A 13,704-nucleotide genomic window follows, 5' to 3' on the forward strand; every position below is an offset into this window, starting at 1 on the left:
CTCCGGGGTATGAGCCCTTCTCACTCAGATGATGGATCACGCATCGGCCGAATGATCGGGATCGCACTGATCAAGCACGCCATTCGCGGCAAGGGCGGCGGGGCAACGGGCTCAGGCGAGGGTGACCAGGTCCGCGTAGTCCGGGCCCCACAGGTCCTCGACGCCATCCGGGAGCAGGATGATGCGCTCGGGTTCGAGCGCATCCACGGCGCCCTCGTCGTGCGTCACCAGCACCACGGCACCGGTGAAGGTGCGCAGCGCGCCGAGGATCTCCTCCCGGCTGGCGGGGTCGAGGTTGTTGGTGGGCTCGTCCAGCAGCAGGACATTGGCGGACGAGACGACCAGGGTGGCCAGGGCGAGCCGGGTCTTCTCCCCGCCGGAGAGCACTCCGGCGGGCTTGTCGACGTCGTCACCCGAGAACAGGAAGGAGCCCAGGACCTTGCGCACCTCGACCAGGCCGAGGTCGGGCGCGGCGGAGCGCATGTTCTCCAGGACGGTGCGCTCGGGGTCGAGCGTCTCGTGCTCCTGCGCGTAGTAACCGAGCTTGAGCCCGTGGCCGGGGGAGACCTTGCCGGTGTCGGGCTGCTCGGCACCGGCGAGCAGCCGCAGCAGGGTGGTCTTTCCGGCGCCGTTGAGGCCGAGGATGACGACCCGGGAGCCCTTGTCGATGGCCAGGTCGACGTCGGTGAAGATCTCCAGCGAGCCATAGGACTTGGACAGGCCCTCGGCCATCAGCGGGGTCTTGCCGCAGGGCGCGGGGTCGGGGAAGCGGAGCTTGGCGACCTTGTCGGAGACCCGCTCGGCCTCCAGGCCGGCCAGCAGCTTCTCGGCACGGCGGGCCATGTTCTGGGCGGCGACGGTCTTGGTCGCCTTGGCCCGCATCTTGTCGGCCTGGGTGTTGAGGGCGGCGGCCTTCTTCTCGGCGTTCTGCCGCTCGCGCTTGCGGCGCTTCTCGTCGGCCTCGCGCTGCTGCTGGTAGAGCCGCCAGCCCATGTTGTAGACGTCGATCAGCGAGCGGTTGGCGTCGAGGTAGAAGACCTTGTTGACGACGGTCTCTACGAGGTCGACATCGTGGGAGATCACCACGAAGCCGCCGCGGTAGGTCTTGAGGTAGTCGCGCAGCCAGGCGATGGAGTCGGCGTCCAGGTGGTTGGTGGGCTCGTCCAGCAGCAGGGTGTCGGCGTCGGAGAAGAGGATCCGGGCCAGCTCGACCCGGCGGCGCTGGCCGCCGGAGAGGGTGTGCAGGGGCTGGGCGAGGATACGGTCGGGCAGGCCGAGGCTGGCGGCGATGGTCGCCGCCTCCGCCTCGGCGGCGTAGCCGCCCTTGGTGAGGAACTCCGTCTCCAGGCGCTCGTACTTCTTCATCGCCTTTTCGCGGGTGGCGCCCTTGCCGTTCGCCATCCGGTCTTCGTTCTCGCGCATCTTGCGCAGAACGGAGTCCAGACCGCGGGCGGAGAGGATACGGTCTCGGGCGAGCACATCGAGGTCGCCGGTGCGCGGGTCCTGCGGGAGGTAGCCGACCTCGCCGGAACGGGTGATCGTTCCGGCGGCGGGGATGCCCTCGCCGGCCAGGCACTTGGTGAGGGTGGTCTTGCCCGCGCCGTTGCGGCCGACGAGGCCGATGCGGTCGCCCTTGGCGATGCGGAAGCTGGCGGACTCGATGAGGACGCGTGCGCCGGCGCGCAGCTCAAGGCCGGAGGCGGTGATCAAGGGAACTACTCCTGGGCAGGGTGGACGGCGGTGTGGGGACGGTGCGAGAGCACGGCCGCGCGGCGTGCCGGCGGCACGGGCGGGTGGCGGGCGGTGCCGTCTAATCCGCGAGGAGAGAAGCCATGAAGACGATTCTAACCGCGTGCCGCAACCGATTTTCCGGGGTCGGTGGCCGACCCGGGGGCTGCGGGGCCTTTCTCCTTATAAGGCGCACAGCTCCATAAAGGCGCACATCAGAGCATTCGCGGATACTCGGGATGAAAGGCGGTGGGCGGATGCAGTTCGACGATGACGCGGATCTGGACACTTCCCAGGTGCGGGACGAGCGGGGGAGCCGGATTCCGGGCGGCGGGCTGACCGTCGGCGGCGGGATCGTGGGGCTGCTGATCCTGGTGGCGGGCCTGTTCTTCGGCATCGGCCCGCAGGAGCTCGGGCTCAGCTCGGGGCAGCAGAGTCCGCAGGCCGGGGCGAGCACGGCCGCGCAGGTCGCCCAGAGTTGCAAGAAGGGCAAGGACGCCAACACCCGGGAGGACTGCCGGATCGTCGGTGTGGTCAACAGCGCCCAGTCGTTCTGGAGCCAGGAGTTCGCACGCCGCGGCAAGACCTACAGCCCCGCCCGGACCAAGCTGTTCACCGGCCGGACGAACACCGCCTGCGGGGCCGCCTCCTCGGCCGTCGGGCCGTTCTACTGCCCGGGCGACCACCTGGTCTATCTGGATCTTGGGTTCTTCCAGGAGCTGCGGAGCAAGTTCGGGGCGCACGGCGGGCCGTTCGCGGAGGCCTATGTGGTGGCCCACGAGTACGGGCACCACATCCAGAACCTGCAGGGCACGCTCGCCCGTTCACAGGACCGCAGGACGGGGGCGGACAGCAATTCGGTCAAGGTCGAGCTGCAGGCCGACTGCTATGCGGGGGTGTGGGCGCACCATGCGACCAGGACACCGGAGAAGTCCACCGGCCGGCCGCTGCTCAAGCAGCTGACGCAGGCGGACATCGACGACGGCCTGTCCGCGGCGAAGGCCGTCGGGGACGACCGCATCCAGGAGAAGTTCCAGGGGAAGGTCACTCCCGAGAGCTGGACGCATGGCTCGGCCGCGCAGCGGCAGCAGTGGTTCACCACCGGGTTCCGGACCGGGGACGTGGCCGCCTGCAACACCTTCCGTTAGAGCATTCGCCGGACGGGCCGGTTCGCCGGCCCGTCCGGCGGCCTCAGTTCCCGCCCCGGTGCACCTGGAACGCGGCCCGGCGCATCGCCTTGGCGAGGGCCGGGTCGGGGTGCGCCGCGGCCAGGGCGACGAGCACCTGCACGGTGCGCGGGTGGCCCACCGCCCGTACCTCCTCCAGCAGGCCGGGCACCGTGCCCTGCACGGCCGAGTCGAGGTGGCGGACCAGCAGCCGGCTCTCGCCGTGGTCGGCGACGGCGGCGGCGGTGTCCACCCACAGCCAGGTCGCCTCTTCCCGGGTGAGCACCTCCGAAGCGTCCTCCGGGTCGTGCCCGGCCTGCTCGGCCAGCCACAGCAGGGCGTACGGGCGCAGGCAGGACTCGTCGACGGCTGCGCGCACGGCGGGTTCGGCGGGCGCGCCCACCGCTCGCAGCGCCTCGAAGGCGAGGCCCCGGACGAGGGCGTCGTCGCCCCGGGCGGCGTCCAGCAGCTCGCCGACGGCGCTGCGCACCGGGCGGGCGGCGAACCAGGCCCGGTACTCGGCGCGGGCGGTGCCGGGGGTGAGGTCGGCGCAGCCGCGCAGCATGGCCTCGGCGGCGAGTTCGATGTTGCCGGCCGGGCTCTGGGCGGCCACACAGATCTGTTCGAGCTTGACCCACACCGCCCAGTTGCCCAGCGGGGTCAGCACCGCATCGGCCCGGGGGCCGGTGCCGCCCCGCATCATCAGGGCTCCGACCGAGGAGAGTCCCTCGAGTGCCCAGCCGAGCAGCTCGACGAGCGGGTCGCGGCCGTCGGTGGCGGGCGTGACGGGGGCCGGTGCCGGGGTGCCGTACGGGATTTCGCAGCGCTCGGCGCGGATCTCGGCGACGCGCTGTTGCAGCAGGTCGAGCAGCATCGCGACGGAGACCGGCCCCGCCGACAGGTGCATGACGGACAGCAGCTGCGGGGCCGCCTCGACCACCTCGGCGGCGATCGTCGAGTCGGTGCCGGCGGGTTCGGGGTGGGCCAGGGACCAGGCGTCGAAGAGGGCCACCCAGCCGCGCAGCACGGCGCTGTCGTCCCGCTCCCAGGCGGTGAGGCGCCAGCCGGGCCGGGCGGTTTCGCCGTGCAGTTCGAGGAGCCCGGCGAGGCGTGCCCGGTCCCAGTCGGAGCGCACCTGATGGGCCGTCAGTCCCAGGGCGGCGGCGGCCCGCTGGACCGCCTCGGCGCTCAGCCCGCCGGCCGTGCCGGGCCGTAGCGTGGTCCCGCGGGCGGACTCGTCGGCCGCCCAGCGGGCCAGCCGGACCGCGCCGGTGAGTCCGTTTCTCGCCTGCCGGGCGAGTTCCGGGCGGGCCGGTGTGCCGGCCGGTGGGCGGGGGGCTGGACGGGAACCCCGGTTCGCCACGGCCCTGCGGGCGGCGGCGATCGGCTGTCGGGGGACGAGTCTGAGCCGGGAGTCGCGCGGTGTACGGGACGTCACAAGGGCAGTCTTGCCGTTCACGCTCCGAAAACCCAATCGGAATCAACGATGCAGCCGCTTAGGGGGTGTCCGATGGGTCGGTGCGGGCCCTGCGGTGTCTGGTGCGGTGCATCGCAAGGCGGAGCATCTCCCGCGTACTGGGCGATGGGGGTCCCCCCATGCCCGTTCAGGGCTATGGGGGAGGGTGATGCGACAACGCGGCGAGGCGCCGTGCCTGGGGGCACCCCCAGCGTTAGCTGGGGGAGCGCCGCAGGGCCCGTGCCGACCCATCGGACACCCCCTAACCCCCTGGTGGGAACCTACATAAGCGGTGTCAGGAAGCGACGGAGGGCCTCTTCGTAGCCCCTTGGGTCGGCGTTCCACATGGCCGCATGCGGAGCCTCGCGCACCGTGCGCAGGGTGATGAGGTCCGGGCGGCGCGCGGCGAGCTCGCGGGAGTGCCGCCAGGGCGCGATGGTGTCGTCGGGCCCGTGCAGGATCAGGGTGGGCACGGAGAGTCTGCCGGGGTCGGTGGCCGCCGACAGCCGGTCCGGGTCGAGGCCGGCCCGGCGCCGGGCGGTGCGCACCGCCCAGGGAAGCAGCGCCCGGGGCACCCGCTGCCGGGCCAGGGCGCGCAGGGCGGCCGGCCAGTCGAGTACCGGGGAGTCGAGGACGAGGCCGCTGACGCGGTGGCTCAGCGCGGACTCCCGGGCGGCGAGCAGCGCCATGGTGGCACCGGTGGACCAGCCGTGCAGGATCACCCGCCGGGCGCCGCCGCGTACGGCGTGGCCGATGGCGGCGTCCAGGTCGTGCCACTCCTCGGCGCCGAGCCGCCCGATGCCGTCCATGGCGGTGGGGGCGCCGGGGTCGCCCCGGTAGGCGGGGGCGAGCACGGGGAGCCGCATCCGGTGCAGGAAGGGCATGACGGCCAGGGCGTGTTCCCGGGTGGTGCCCAGGCCGTGCACCGCGATGACCCAGGTGTCGCGGGCGCCGGGCAGGAACCAGGCGGGCAGCGGCCCGAGTTCGCCCTCGACGTCCACATCGGTGTGGTCCAGCCCGAGGGCGTCCCGGGGGTCGCCCGAGTGGACCTGTGGGGTGAGCCAGGTGCGGGCGCCCTCGGCCAGGGCGCCGTGGCTGACGCGTTCGAGGTGTCGTACGACCCGGTCGTGCGGGTGTGAGACGTCCGCGACCACCGGTCCCACGATGGCGTGCAGGTCGCGCCCGGCGAGGCCATAGGTGCCGGGGCGCACCGAGGCGGGGGTGCGGCTGAGGGTGACGGTGGTGGCGTTGGTGGCGTGCACGGTGAGCCTGGGTTCGCCGGGCAGCGGCCGGTCGGGCGGGATCTTCAGCGCGGCATCACCGGCGTACCGCCCGGCGGCCAGCGCGGCCGCCCCGGCACCGATCACGGTGGCTGCGGTCGTGGCCGCCTTGCGCAGGAGCATCGGCTCCAGTGTCGGCGGGGCCGGTGCGGGGAGCCAGCGGGCGGGGGTCGGGCGGGTGACGCCCTGCCGTCAGGTCCGCTGTCCGTAGCCGCGCAGTTTCCCGGTGGCCTCGTCGAGTTGGGCGGTGGTCAGCAGGGCGGGGCGGCGGCCGGGGAGGCCGGAGGCGGTGAGCCAGACCCTGCACATCCACTCCAGCTGGGCGGTGCGGTCATAGGCCTGGTCGAGGGTGGCGCCATGGGTGAGGAGGCCGTGGTTGCGCAGCAGGCAGCCGGTGCGGCCGTCGAGTGCCCGGAGCGCGGCCGCGGCGAGTTCTTCGGTGCCGTAGAGGGCGTAGGGCGCGACCCGGACCGGGCCGCCGAGGGTGCCCGCCAGGTAGTGGATCAGCGGCAGTTCGGTGACCAGGGTGGAGACGGCGGTCGCATGGACGGCGTGGGTGTGCACGATGGCGGCGGCGCCGGTGGCGCGGTAGACGGCGAGGTGCAGCGGCAGCTCGCTGGTGGGGGTGAGTTCGCCGAGGAGTTGTCGGCCGTCGAGGCCGACGCCGGTGATGTCGGCCGGGCCGAGCCGGTCGTAGGGGACCCCGCTGGGCGTGACGAGGATCATGTCGCCGACACGGGCGGATACATTGCCCGAGGTGCCCACCACCAGCCCGTCGGCGACCGTGCGCCGGGCCGTGGCCAGGACATCGGCCCAGGTGGTGCGGATCTCTTCGGACTGTGCCGGGTCTGTCATCGGTTTCCGCCTCCGGTTCGCGTCATCGTCGAGCCCGCTTCAGTTCACCTTCCGTTCACCCGGAGTCCCTACGGTCGCCGCGTACTGACCACCGGACTGATTGCCTGGGTGAATGGAACACATCACGCTTCTCATCGGGATCGTGATCGTCACGGCCTTGGTGTTCGACTTTACGAACGGCTTCCACGACACGGCCAACGCAATGGCCACCACCATTTCCACCGGGGCCCTCAAGCCCAGGACCGCGGTGGCGATGTCGGCAGTGCTCAACCTCGTCGGCGCGTTCCTCTCCGTGGAGGTCGCCAAGACGATCTCCGGAGGCATCATCGACGAAAGCGCCGGGATCAGACCAGAGGTGATTTTCGCCGGACTGGTCGGCGCGATCGTCTGGAATCTGCTGACCTGGCTGGCGGGCCTGCCCTCCAGTTCCTCGCATGCGCTCTTCGGCGGCCTGATCGGCGCGACGCTGGTCTCGGTCGGCACCCATGGCGTGCACGGCGATGCCGTCGTCATGAAGGTCCTCATCCCGGCGGTGGCCGCCCCGATCGTGGCCGGAGTGGCCGCCACGGCCGCGACCCGGCTCACCTACCGGCTGGCGAGGGGGCGGGACGAGCGGGAGACCGCCAAGGGCTACCGCGCCGGACAGATCGCCTCGGCCGCGCTGGTCTCCCTCGCGCACGGCACCAACGACGCCCAGAAGACCATGGGTGTGATCACCCTCGCGCTGGTCACCGGTGGCGTCGTCGCCCCGCACTCCGACCCGCCGCTGTGGGTCATCGTCTCGGCCGGCCTGGCCATCGCGCTCGGTACCTACCTGGGCGGCTGGCGCATCATCCAGACGCTCGGCAAGGGCCTCACCGACATCCGGCCGGCGCAGGGCTTCGCCGCCCAGACCGGTGCCGCGACCGTGATCCTCGCCTCCTCGCACATCGGCTTCGCGCTCTCCACCACCCAGGTCTGCTCCGGTTCCGTGCTGGGCGCCGGGCTCGGCCGCAAGGGCGGTGTGGTGCGCTGGTCCACCGCGGGCCGCATGGTCATCGCCTGGTGCCTGACCCTGCCCGCCGCGGGCCTGGTGGCCGGCGGCGCGGCACTCCTCGCGGACCAGGGGAACTGGGGCGTGGCCACGGTGGCCGTGCTCGGCCTGGCCGTATCCGGCGCCATCTGGCTGGCCTCCCGCCGCAGGCCGGTGACGCACGACAACGTCAACTCGGCGGAGGCACCGGCGGAGCCGGTGGGGGTGGTGACGGCCGCGCTGCAGACCGTCGCCCCGCCGCCGACCGGTTCCGCCACCGCAGTGGAACCATCCGCCATCGTGACGGCGAGCTGAACGGAGGATCTTGATGCACATCAACTGGGCAGCTCTCGGGCAGGTCTTCGGCGTCAGCCTGGTGGCCACGGTGGCGCTGGTGGGCGTCTTCACCCTGGGCATCGTGGGCGCATCCGCGCAGGGTGCGGGCTCAACGGCGCGGCGCAGTGGCGCATATGCGTGTTACGCGCTGTGCGCGGCGGCGGTGGGGTACGGGATCTACCTGATCGTGGGCTGAGGTTGGGGCACTTGCGCTCATCCTTGCGTCCCGCCGGCCTGTGCAGTGACGGAAGCCGCATCGTGTGGTTCCGGAGCAGTGGCGGAACTGCCGGCCCGGCGGGGTCGAGAGGCCGGGCCGGAGCCGGCCAATCCGACGACGAGTGCCACGACCGCGAGCGCGGCGGCGCTCCACAGCAGTGGAGCGATGCCGGCCGCTTCCATGACGATGCCGCCGAGGAAGGCGCCCAGCGCGATGGCAGCGGTGAACACCCCCACATAAAGCCCGGTGATGTGTTCGATGCGGTGGGGTGCGGACTGGGTCATCCAGTTTTGCCCGGCCACCGACAGCCCGCCATAGGCCAGACCCCACAGGGCGATGCCGACTCCGGTGATGCCGGTGACGGTGGAGAAGAGCGCGAGCAGCACGATCGCCAAGCCGACGCCGACGGTCAGACCCAGCAGCGTGACCCGGGCGCGGCGTCCCGCCAGGGCGCCGGCGGCGAAGTTGCCGACCAGCCCGAAGACGCCGTAGACCAGCAGGAACACTGCGATGGCCGAAGGCGTCAATCCGGTGCGCTCTTCGAGGACGGGGCGCACATAGGTGTAGGCGGCGAAGTGCGCGCTGACGAGGAACACGATCAGCACCAGACCAACGGTCACCGGCGCGGAGCGCAGCAGCGGCTCGCGACCGGTCCGGTCGTCCGTGCCGGCCGGTGCGATCGGACGGGGAAGGCGAGGCAGCGCCAGGATCAGCCCGACGGCGAGGACCACCGCGGCAACGGACAATGAGGCGAACGCGGCACGCCAACCGAAGACGTTGCCGGCGAGCGTGCCCAAGGGCACACCGATGACCGAGGCTGCCGCGACCCCGCTGACGGAAAGGGTCACCGCCAGCGCGGCGTTCCGGGGCGCCACGAGCCGCGGTGCAACCGCGGAGGCCAATCCCCACACCGCCCCCATCCCGATCCCGATGATGGCCCGGGAGGCGACGAGCACGCCGAAGCCGTTCGCCATGGCGGTCAGCACATTGCCGACGGCCAGCACCACCATCGCCACGGCCAGCACCACGCGCCGATCGAGCAGGCCCAGCACACGCGGGACCGTCGGGGCGACGACGGTGGTCACCAGGCCGGTGATCGTCAGGCTGGACCCCGCCATACCCTGGCTGATCCGCAGGCCGTCGGCCATCGGGGTCAGCACGCCGACCGGCAGCATCTCCGATGTCACGACCACAAACGTGCTCAAGGACACCACGGCAACCGCCACCCACTGCCGGGGCGCAGTGCGAGCCGAATCGGAGCCGGAGTCCTTGCCCGGCGAGTACGTAACCATGGCGCCAGCCAAACAGCACGTCGGAGGGCGAACAACAGCGATCTTCTGAAGGGTCGATCACGTAGGATTATCGATGGCCGGTCGGAAGGGGAGCCATGAACCAGGTCCAGGTCCAGGAGATCGAGTGCCTGCTCGCGCTGGCCGAGGAGTTGCACTTCGGCCGGACGGCCGCACGCCTGGGCTGCGCCCAAAGTCGTGTCAGCCAACTCGTCGCCGCCCTCGAACGACGCGTCGGCGTGCGACTCGTCGAGCGCACCAGCCGACGCGTGGAGCTGACCCGGCTGGGTGCTCAGTTCGTCGACGAGGTACGCCCTGCCTACGAGGCATTGGTCTCCGTGTTCGCCCAGGCTCAGGAGCGCGCCGGCCGCGGTGCCCTGTGCCAGTTGCGCATCGGCTTCAGCGGCAGCGTCTACGAAGAGGTCACCGAGTCCTTCCGTCGGCTTCGCACCCACCACGGGGTGACGATGGCGCTGAGCGAGATCCCGCTGGGTTCGCCCTTCTCGGCCGTACTCGACGGGCGACTCGACGCCGCCGTGGTCGACCTCCCGGTCAGGGAGGCCGCACTGACCATCGGAGTTCGTTTCCCTCCGCAGGACCGGCTGCTCGCCATCGCCGCTTCCCACCCGCTGGCCGGCACCGACCAGGTGCATGTCGAGGAACTGGCAAACCTGGACATCCTCCACCCGGCCGGAGACGCCCCTGACTACTGGATGGCCGCCCGCGTGCCACGCTCCACACCCACAGGAGCACCCATCCGCTCGACCACGGGCATCACCACCGTCCAAGAGGGCCTCGCCCTCGTGGCTTCCGGCTACCACGCGATGCTGGTCTGCCGCCCCCTGGCCGAACGCAGCACCCGCAGCGACGTGCGCTACCTCCCCATCGATGGCTGCGACGAGCCATCACAGATGTGCCTGATCTGGCGCACCGACCGCACCACCCCCCAACTGGCCGCACTTGCCCGGCTCCTCCGCGAGGAGTTCACCCGGGCGGAGACCTCCAAGCACCTTCACGGGCAACACCGTGACTCCGTGACGATCTCCTGATCGATGCGAGAGATGAGCTAGGACGCATCGCGGCGCGCCGCGCCCCACTCCCACGGCTCCGGCTGGGCCGACAAGAAGAAACCGGACCGGCTGCCAGCCACCTATCACCGTACCCACGACATCCGGCACTTCCACGGCTGCTACTCCCTGTGCGACGACCAGCTCTGGGGTGTGACCCGCCGCCGCAAAGGCGGCGACCACTCCCTGGCCGCCCCGACGGGGCCCCCACTACGTGATCATGGACAACCTGTCGGCGAACAAGACACCGAGGATCCGGGTCTGGGCCAGGAAAAACAAGGTCGAGTCGTGCCTGACACCGACAAACGCGTCGTGGGCCAACCCGATCGAGGCCCAGTTCGGACCACTGCGCACCTTCGCCTTGAGCAACTCCGATCACTCCAACCACACCGTGCTCGCCCGGAAGCTCCAGGAGTACCTGCGATGGCGCAACGCCAACGCCCGCCACCCCGACGTGCTGACCGCCCAACGCAAAGAACGCGCCCGCATCCGCAGCGAACGCCGACAACGCTGGGGCGGCCCCCGGTCCAAGGCGGCGTAACCAGAACCCACATCTTCTACTGGTCAACGCTCCCCTCACTCCTGCATCGTGGCAGTGTGAGACCGCTCGCCAAACGGAGGCGCAATGGCCGAAGAGGCTCCAACCCGGGTAGGACTCCGCGTCGAGGATGTGACCGAGGCGGCCACGTTCTATCAGGGGCTCGGGTTCGAGCAGACCGGATCGATATCCAATCCCGACGGCCGGACGGTCATGGCGATCCTCAGACGCGGTGACCTCCAGCTGCTCGTCGATGCCCTGGTCGGCATGCCGTTTCCCGACAGCGACCGTGAACGCATGACGAGAACCAGCCCGCGGGGCCTCGGCGTGGTCATCGGCATCGAGGTGGCCGACGTCGACGCGACCGCGGACTACTGCCGCTCAGCCGGATGCCAGATCACCACCGGCCCAGCCGACGCACCATGGGGCGAACGCTACGTCGAATGCCTAGATCCGTACGAGTACGCATGGAAGTTCTTCCAGCTGCTCCCGGACCCGCCACCAGACAGCTTGAGCGCCGCTCACAACAACTGGTTCGCCTGAACCGCACCTGAGCCAGCCTCCACCCGCCACACAACAGGGCGTCCCCCAGCCAACATTCGTGGTCAGCGCACTAGCAGGTCCATGCACCCTCAACGAGCTTTGCGTCGCTGAAACTGCCCTCGGCGACACGGCGGGATGTCTCCTCCCACTCGCGGATCACTCTGCGCTTTCCGTCCGGAATGAAGGGCCAATCGGCGCGAGTAACCAGCCTACCCGCATAAGCGGGCTCCCAGGAGACGGCATGGAAGCGGCCAATGTCGGGCAACTGGGTCGCGAGGATGTGAAGCGTGCGACAGTGATACCACTTCCCAATAGCTGTGATCCTCAACCCGGATGCCAGAGCTTCACGCAGGAACGGCAGAGCAAATTCCACATTCTGCCAAGTGTTGGCAGATCTGTCTTCGTAGCGGATGGCGGCATCGGGAACACCGCGTTCAATCAGAAGCCTACGGAACTCACGTGCTTCCACAATGCCATTATGGCGGTTGACACCGCCGGTCGCGATGATCAGCGGCGCCAGTCCACAACGGTACCGCTCAGCCACAATCTCAACGGGCCGAATTTGATTGGTCCCGAAGATGAAGTGGGCGGTTGGCTGGTCCCTCGACGGAGGCGCTTCGATGTCCACGAATGCCGTGATGTCGCTGATCTGCTCGATGCTGAGATCCTGGTCATTCATTCATGATCCTCGGAGGGCGTAGGCGGCTGAGGGTGGTGCCCTGTTAGGTGGCTGCTCACCTCCAGGTAGCGGGCACGAAACCCCGCAGCCTGACGGGCGTTGGCGAATTCGCTTTCGAGCACCTGATCGAGTTTGCCGGCGAGCACTGCGGTCGGCCACACAGGGCGGCTGCCGGCAAGGGCGGTACGCCCGGCAGAAACAGCCTCGTCAAGGTTTCCGGTCCCGGCTTGAGCGAGCCCCAGGATCAGCAAAGTACGCGCGTAACCAGACGGATACTCAGCGGGTTGGCGCACCTCGGGCTGGTAAAGAGTTTGAATTACCCGATTCGTCGCAGACACGGCTTCCTGGAAGCGGCCTACCAACATCAAAGACGTTGCAGTGTATGGCGGATCCTCCGCCAAGGCGATGGAGAAGACCCCAGTCACCTTGGCGCCAGAAGGAAGTTTCATCGTCGCCTTCGCGGCGTGGCGCCTGGCTTCTTCCATGCGGTCAGCGTCACCGGCCATTGCTGCCGCACGCATTTCCTGCGCGGCCAGCTTGGCATGAATCACCGTACCCATCGGGGTGGCATTCCGGCCTTGGGCAGCCAGCGTCATCGACCGACGCGGTTGCCCTTGATAGAAGGCGATCACAGACCTCGTCAATGTGGCCCATCCCGCCAGTTCGGGATGGATTGCCTCCCGGCTTCGGCGTTCAGCATCTGCACACCAGAGATGCGCCGACGCGTGTGCTCCCATGTCACATGCCGCGATGCCGAGCAAGCAGGACAACCAGCCGATAGCGAGGGTTAGATCTTTGCGCTGTCGTACAGCTCCGGCACTGCCAAGGGTTCCATTGACGTATGACCTGACCGTGAGGACTTCATCGTATACATCCTCAGGAGGAACAGCACACAGCATCGAAGCATAGTGGTCGGTTAGTTCACCAAGGCTGTCTGAAACCGCGCCAGGGCTACCATCGCTCACAGCGTCGAGAGCTTGGATGACACGCTGCCCCCGAGCGAACTGTACGACTGCCGCTGGAGACGCTGTCAGCGCGGCGGCAGTTGTGGAGACGAATGCGCGTCGGTCCACAGATATCGCCTCCCTGTGCTGTGTTGTGCTGGGACAGTCGGTTCCGAGAGTTCCGTCAATGTCACGCGGGGAATCCTCCCATGGCCTTTTTGGCAAGCCGAGCATTTCCCCAGGGATACCGAAGCCATCGGCCACACGCTCGATGACCTCCTGTCCCCGGATACCACGGACACCCCGGATGATGTCGCTGACCCGTGAACTGCTCATCTTGCCGACCGCCGAGGCCATCACCGAATGGCTGGAGCCGGTACGCCGGTTGACGAGGCGGAAGATCTCCTGAAAGTCCCGGCCGGCACAGGCGCGCCGCATCGCATCGCTTTTCAGCAGGGCATCGGGAATCTTCAGTGCATATCCTCTGGGCTTGGACTCGCGTTCGTCCATGGGCCACCTATGAGCAGGGCCGGAAGTGGTCTGCTCCCAGCGTAGCCCCGGGCGCGGAACGGGGTTCCCCAACCGAGCTTGTGG

At 69.6% G+C, this 13,704-nt stretch carries 12 protein-coding genes and 1 pseudogene; 6 read left to right on the plus strand and 7 right to left on the minus strand.

Annotated features, from left to right (window positions below; genetic code table 11):
* Positions 1-111: 111 nt before the first annotated feature.
* The gene (gene abc-f / locus ABCR83_RS25470; protein ID WP_462697517.1) at positions 112-1,710 is read right to left on the minus strand and encodes a ribosomal protection-like ABC-F family protein; all 1,599 of its coding nucleotides are present in this window, start codon (positions 1,708-1,710) and stop codon (positions 112-114) included.
* A gap of 275 nt (positions 1,711-1,985) precedes the next feature.
* Between abc-f and ypfJ the strand changes: the two genes are divergently transcribed.
* Complete coding sequence (gene ypfJ, locus ABCR83_RS25475; RefSeq protein ID WP_462697518.1) at positions 1,986-2,876, plus strand: KPN_02809 family neutral zinc metallopeptidase; 891 nt, start codon at positions 1,986-1,988, stop codon at positions 2,874-2,876.
* Positions 2,877-2,919: 43 nt separating this feature from the next.
* Here ypfJ and ABCR83_RS25480 read toward each other — a convergent pair whose 3' ends face one another.
* The 3 genes from ABCR83_RS25480 to ABCR83_RS25490 all read right to left on the minus strand — a co-directional run bounded on the left by ABCR83_RS25480 (position 2,920) and on the right by ABCR83_RS25490 (position 6,485).
* Entirely contained in the window at positions 2,920-4,332 is a 1,413-nt protein-coding gene (locus tag ABCR83_RS25480; RefSeq protein WP_462697519.1) for a hypothetical protein, read from the minus strand.
* A 299-nt stretch (positions 4,333-4,631) separates the two neighbouring features.
* Positions 4,632-5,753 carry an alpha/beta hydrolase gene (locus tag ABCR83_RS25485; RefSeq protein ID WP_462697520.1) on the minus strand — a complete coding sequence of 374 codons (1,122 nt, stop codon included), beginning with the start codon at positions 5,751-5,753 and terminating at the stop codon, positions 4,632-4,634.
* 69 nt (positions 5,754-5,822) lie between these two features.
* Positions 5,823-6,485: a class II aldolase/adducin family protein gene (locus tag ABCR83_RS25490; protein WP_462697521.1), complete on the minus strand. Its 663-nt coding sequence runs from the start codon at positions 6,483-6,485 to the stop codon at positions 5,823-5,825.
* A gap of 112 nt (positions 6,486-6,597) precedes the next feature.
* Here ABCR83_RS25490 and ABCR83_RS25495 point away from each other — a divergent pair, with 112 nt between their 5' ends.
* Both ABCR83_RS25495 and ABCR83_RS25500 read left to right on the plus strand, forming a co-directional pair.
* A complete protein-coding gene (locus ABCR83_RS25495) occupies positions 6,598-7,812 on the plus strand; it encodes an anion permease (protein ID WP_462697522.1) in 1,215 nt (404 codons plus the stop codon).
* A 13-nt stretch (positions 7,813-7,825) separates the two neighbouring features.
* Positions 7,826-8,029 (plus strand): hypothetical protein, encoded by a 204-nt coding sequence (locus tag ABCR83_RS25500; protein ID WP_462697523.1) that lies wholly within the window; start codon positions 7,826-7,828, stop codon positions 8,027-8,029.
* A 17-nt stretch (positions 8,030-8,046) separates the two neighbouring features.
* On the opposite strand, the gene ABCR83_RS25505 is transcribed toward ABCR83_RS25500, so the two are convergent.
* On the minus strand, positions 8,047-9,276 hold the full coding sequence (locus ABCR83_RS25505; RefSeq protein WP_462697524.1) for an MFS transporter: 1,230 nt from the start codon (positions 9,274-9,276) through the stop codon (positions 8,047-8,049).
* A 161-nt stretch (positions 9,277-9,437) separates the two neighbouring features.
* Between ABCR83_RS25505 and ABCR83_RS25510 the strand changes: the two genes are divergently transcribed.
* The 3 genes and pseudogenes from ABCR83_RS25510 (at position 9,438) to ABCR83_RS25520 (ending at position 11,487) form a co-directional block, all read left to right on the plus strand.
* Positions 9,438-10,388, plus strand: coding sequence for a LysR family transcriptional regulator (locus ABCR83_RS25510; RefSeq protein ID WP_462697525.1), 951 nt, complete (start codon positions 9,438-9,440; stop codon positions 10,386-10,388).
* 54 nt (positions 10,389-10,442) lie between these two features.
* Positions 10,443-10,947: pseudogene (locus ABCR83_RS25515) on the plus strand (IS630 family transposase); the annotation flags it as partial.
* A gap of 84 nt (positions 10,948-11,031) precedes the next feature.
* Positions 11,032-11,487: a VOC family protein gene (locus ABCR83_RS25520; protein ID WP_462697526.1), complete on the plus strand. Its 456-nt coding sequence runs from the start codon at positions 11,032-11,034 to the stop codon at positions 11,485-11,487.
* Between the two features lie 70 nt (positions 11,488-11,557).
* Here ABCR83_RS25520 and ABCR83_RS25525 read toward each other — a convergent pair whose 3' ends face one another.
* Both ABCR83_RS25525 and ABCR83_RS25530 read right to left on the minus strand, forming a co-directional pair.
* Positions 11,558-12,166 carry a YdcF family protein gene (locus tag ABCR83_RS25525; RefSeq protein WP_462697527.1) on the minus strand — a complete coding sequence of 203 codons (609 nt, stop codon included), beginning with the start codon at positions 12,164-12,166 and terminating at the stop codon, positions 11,558-11,560.
* Positions 12,163-13,620: a hypothetical protein gene (locus ABCR83_RS25530; RefSeq protein WP_462697528.1), complete on the minus strand. Its 1,458-nt coding sequence runs from the start codon at positions 13,618-13,620 to the stop codon at positions 12,163-12,165. Before ABCR83_RS25530 ends, ABCR83_RS25525 begins: the two co-directional genes overlap by 4 nt.
* Positions 13,621-13,704: the final 84 nt, after the last annotated feature.

Source organism: Streptomyces xingningensis, assembly GCF_054957865.1.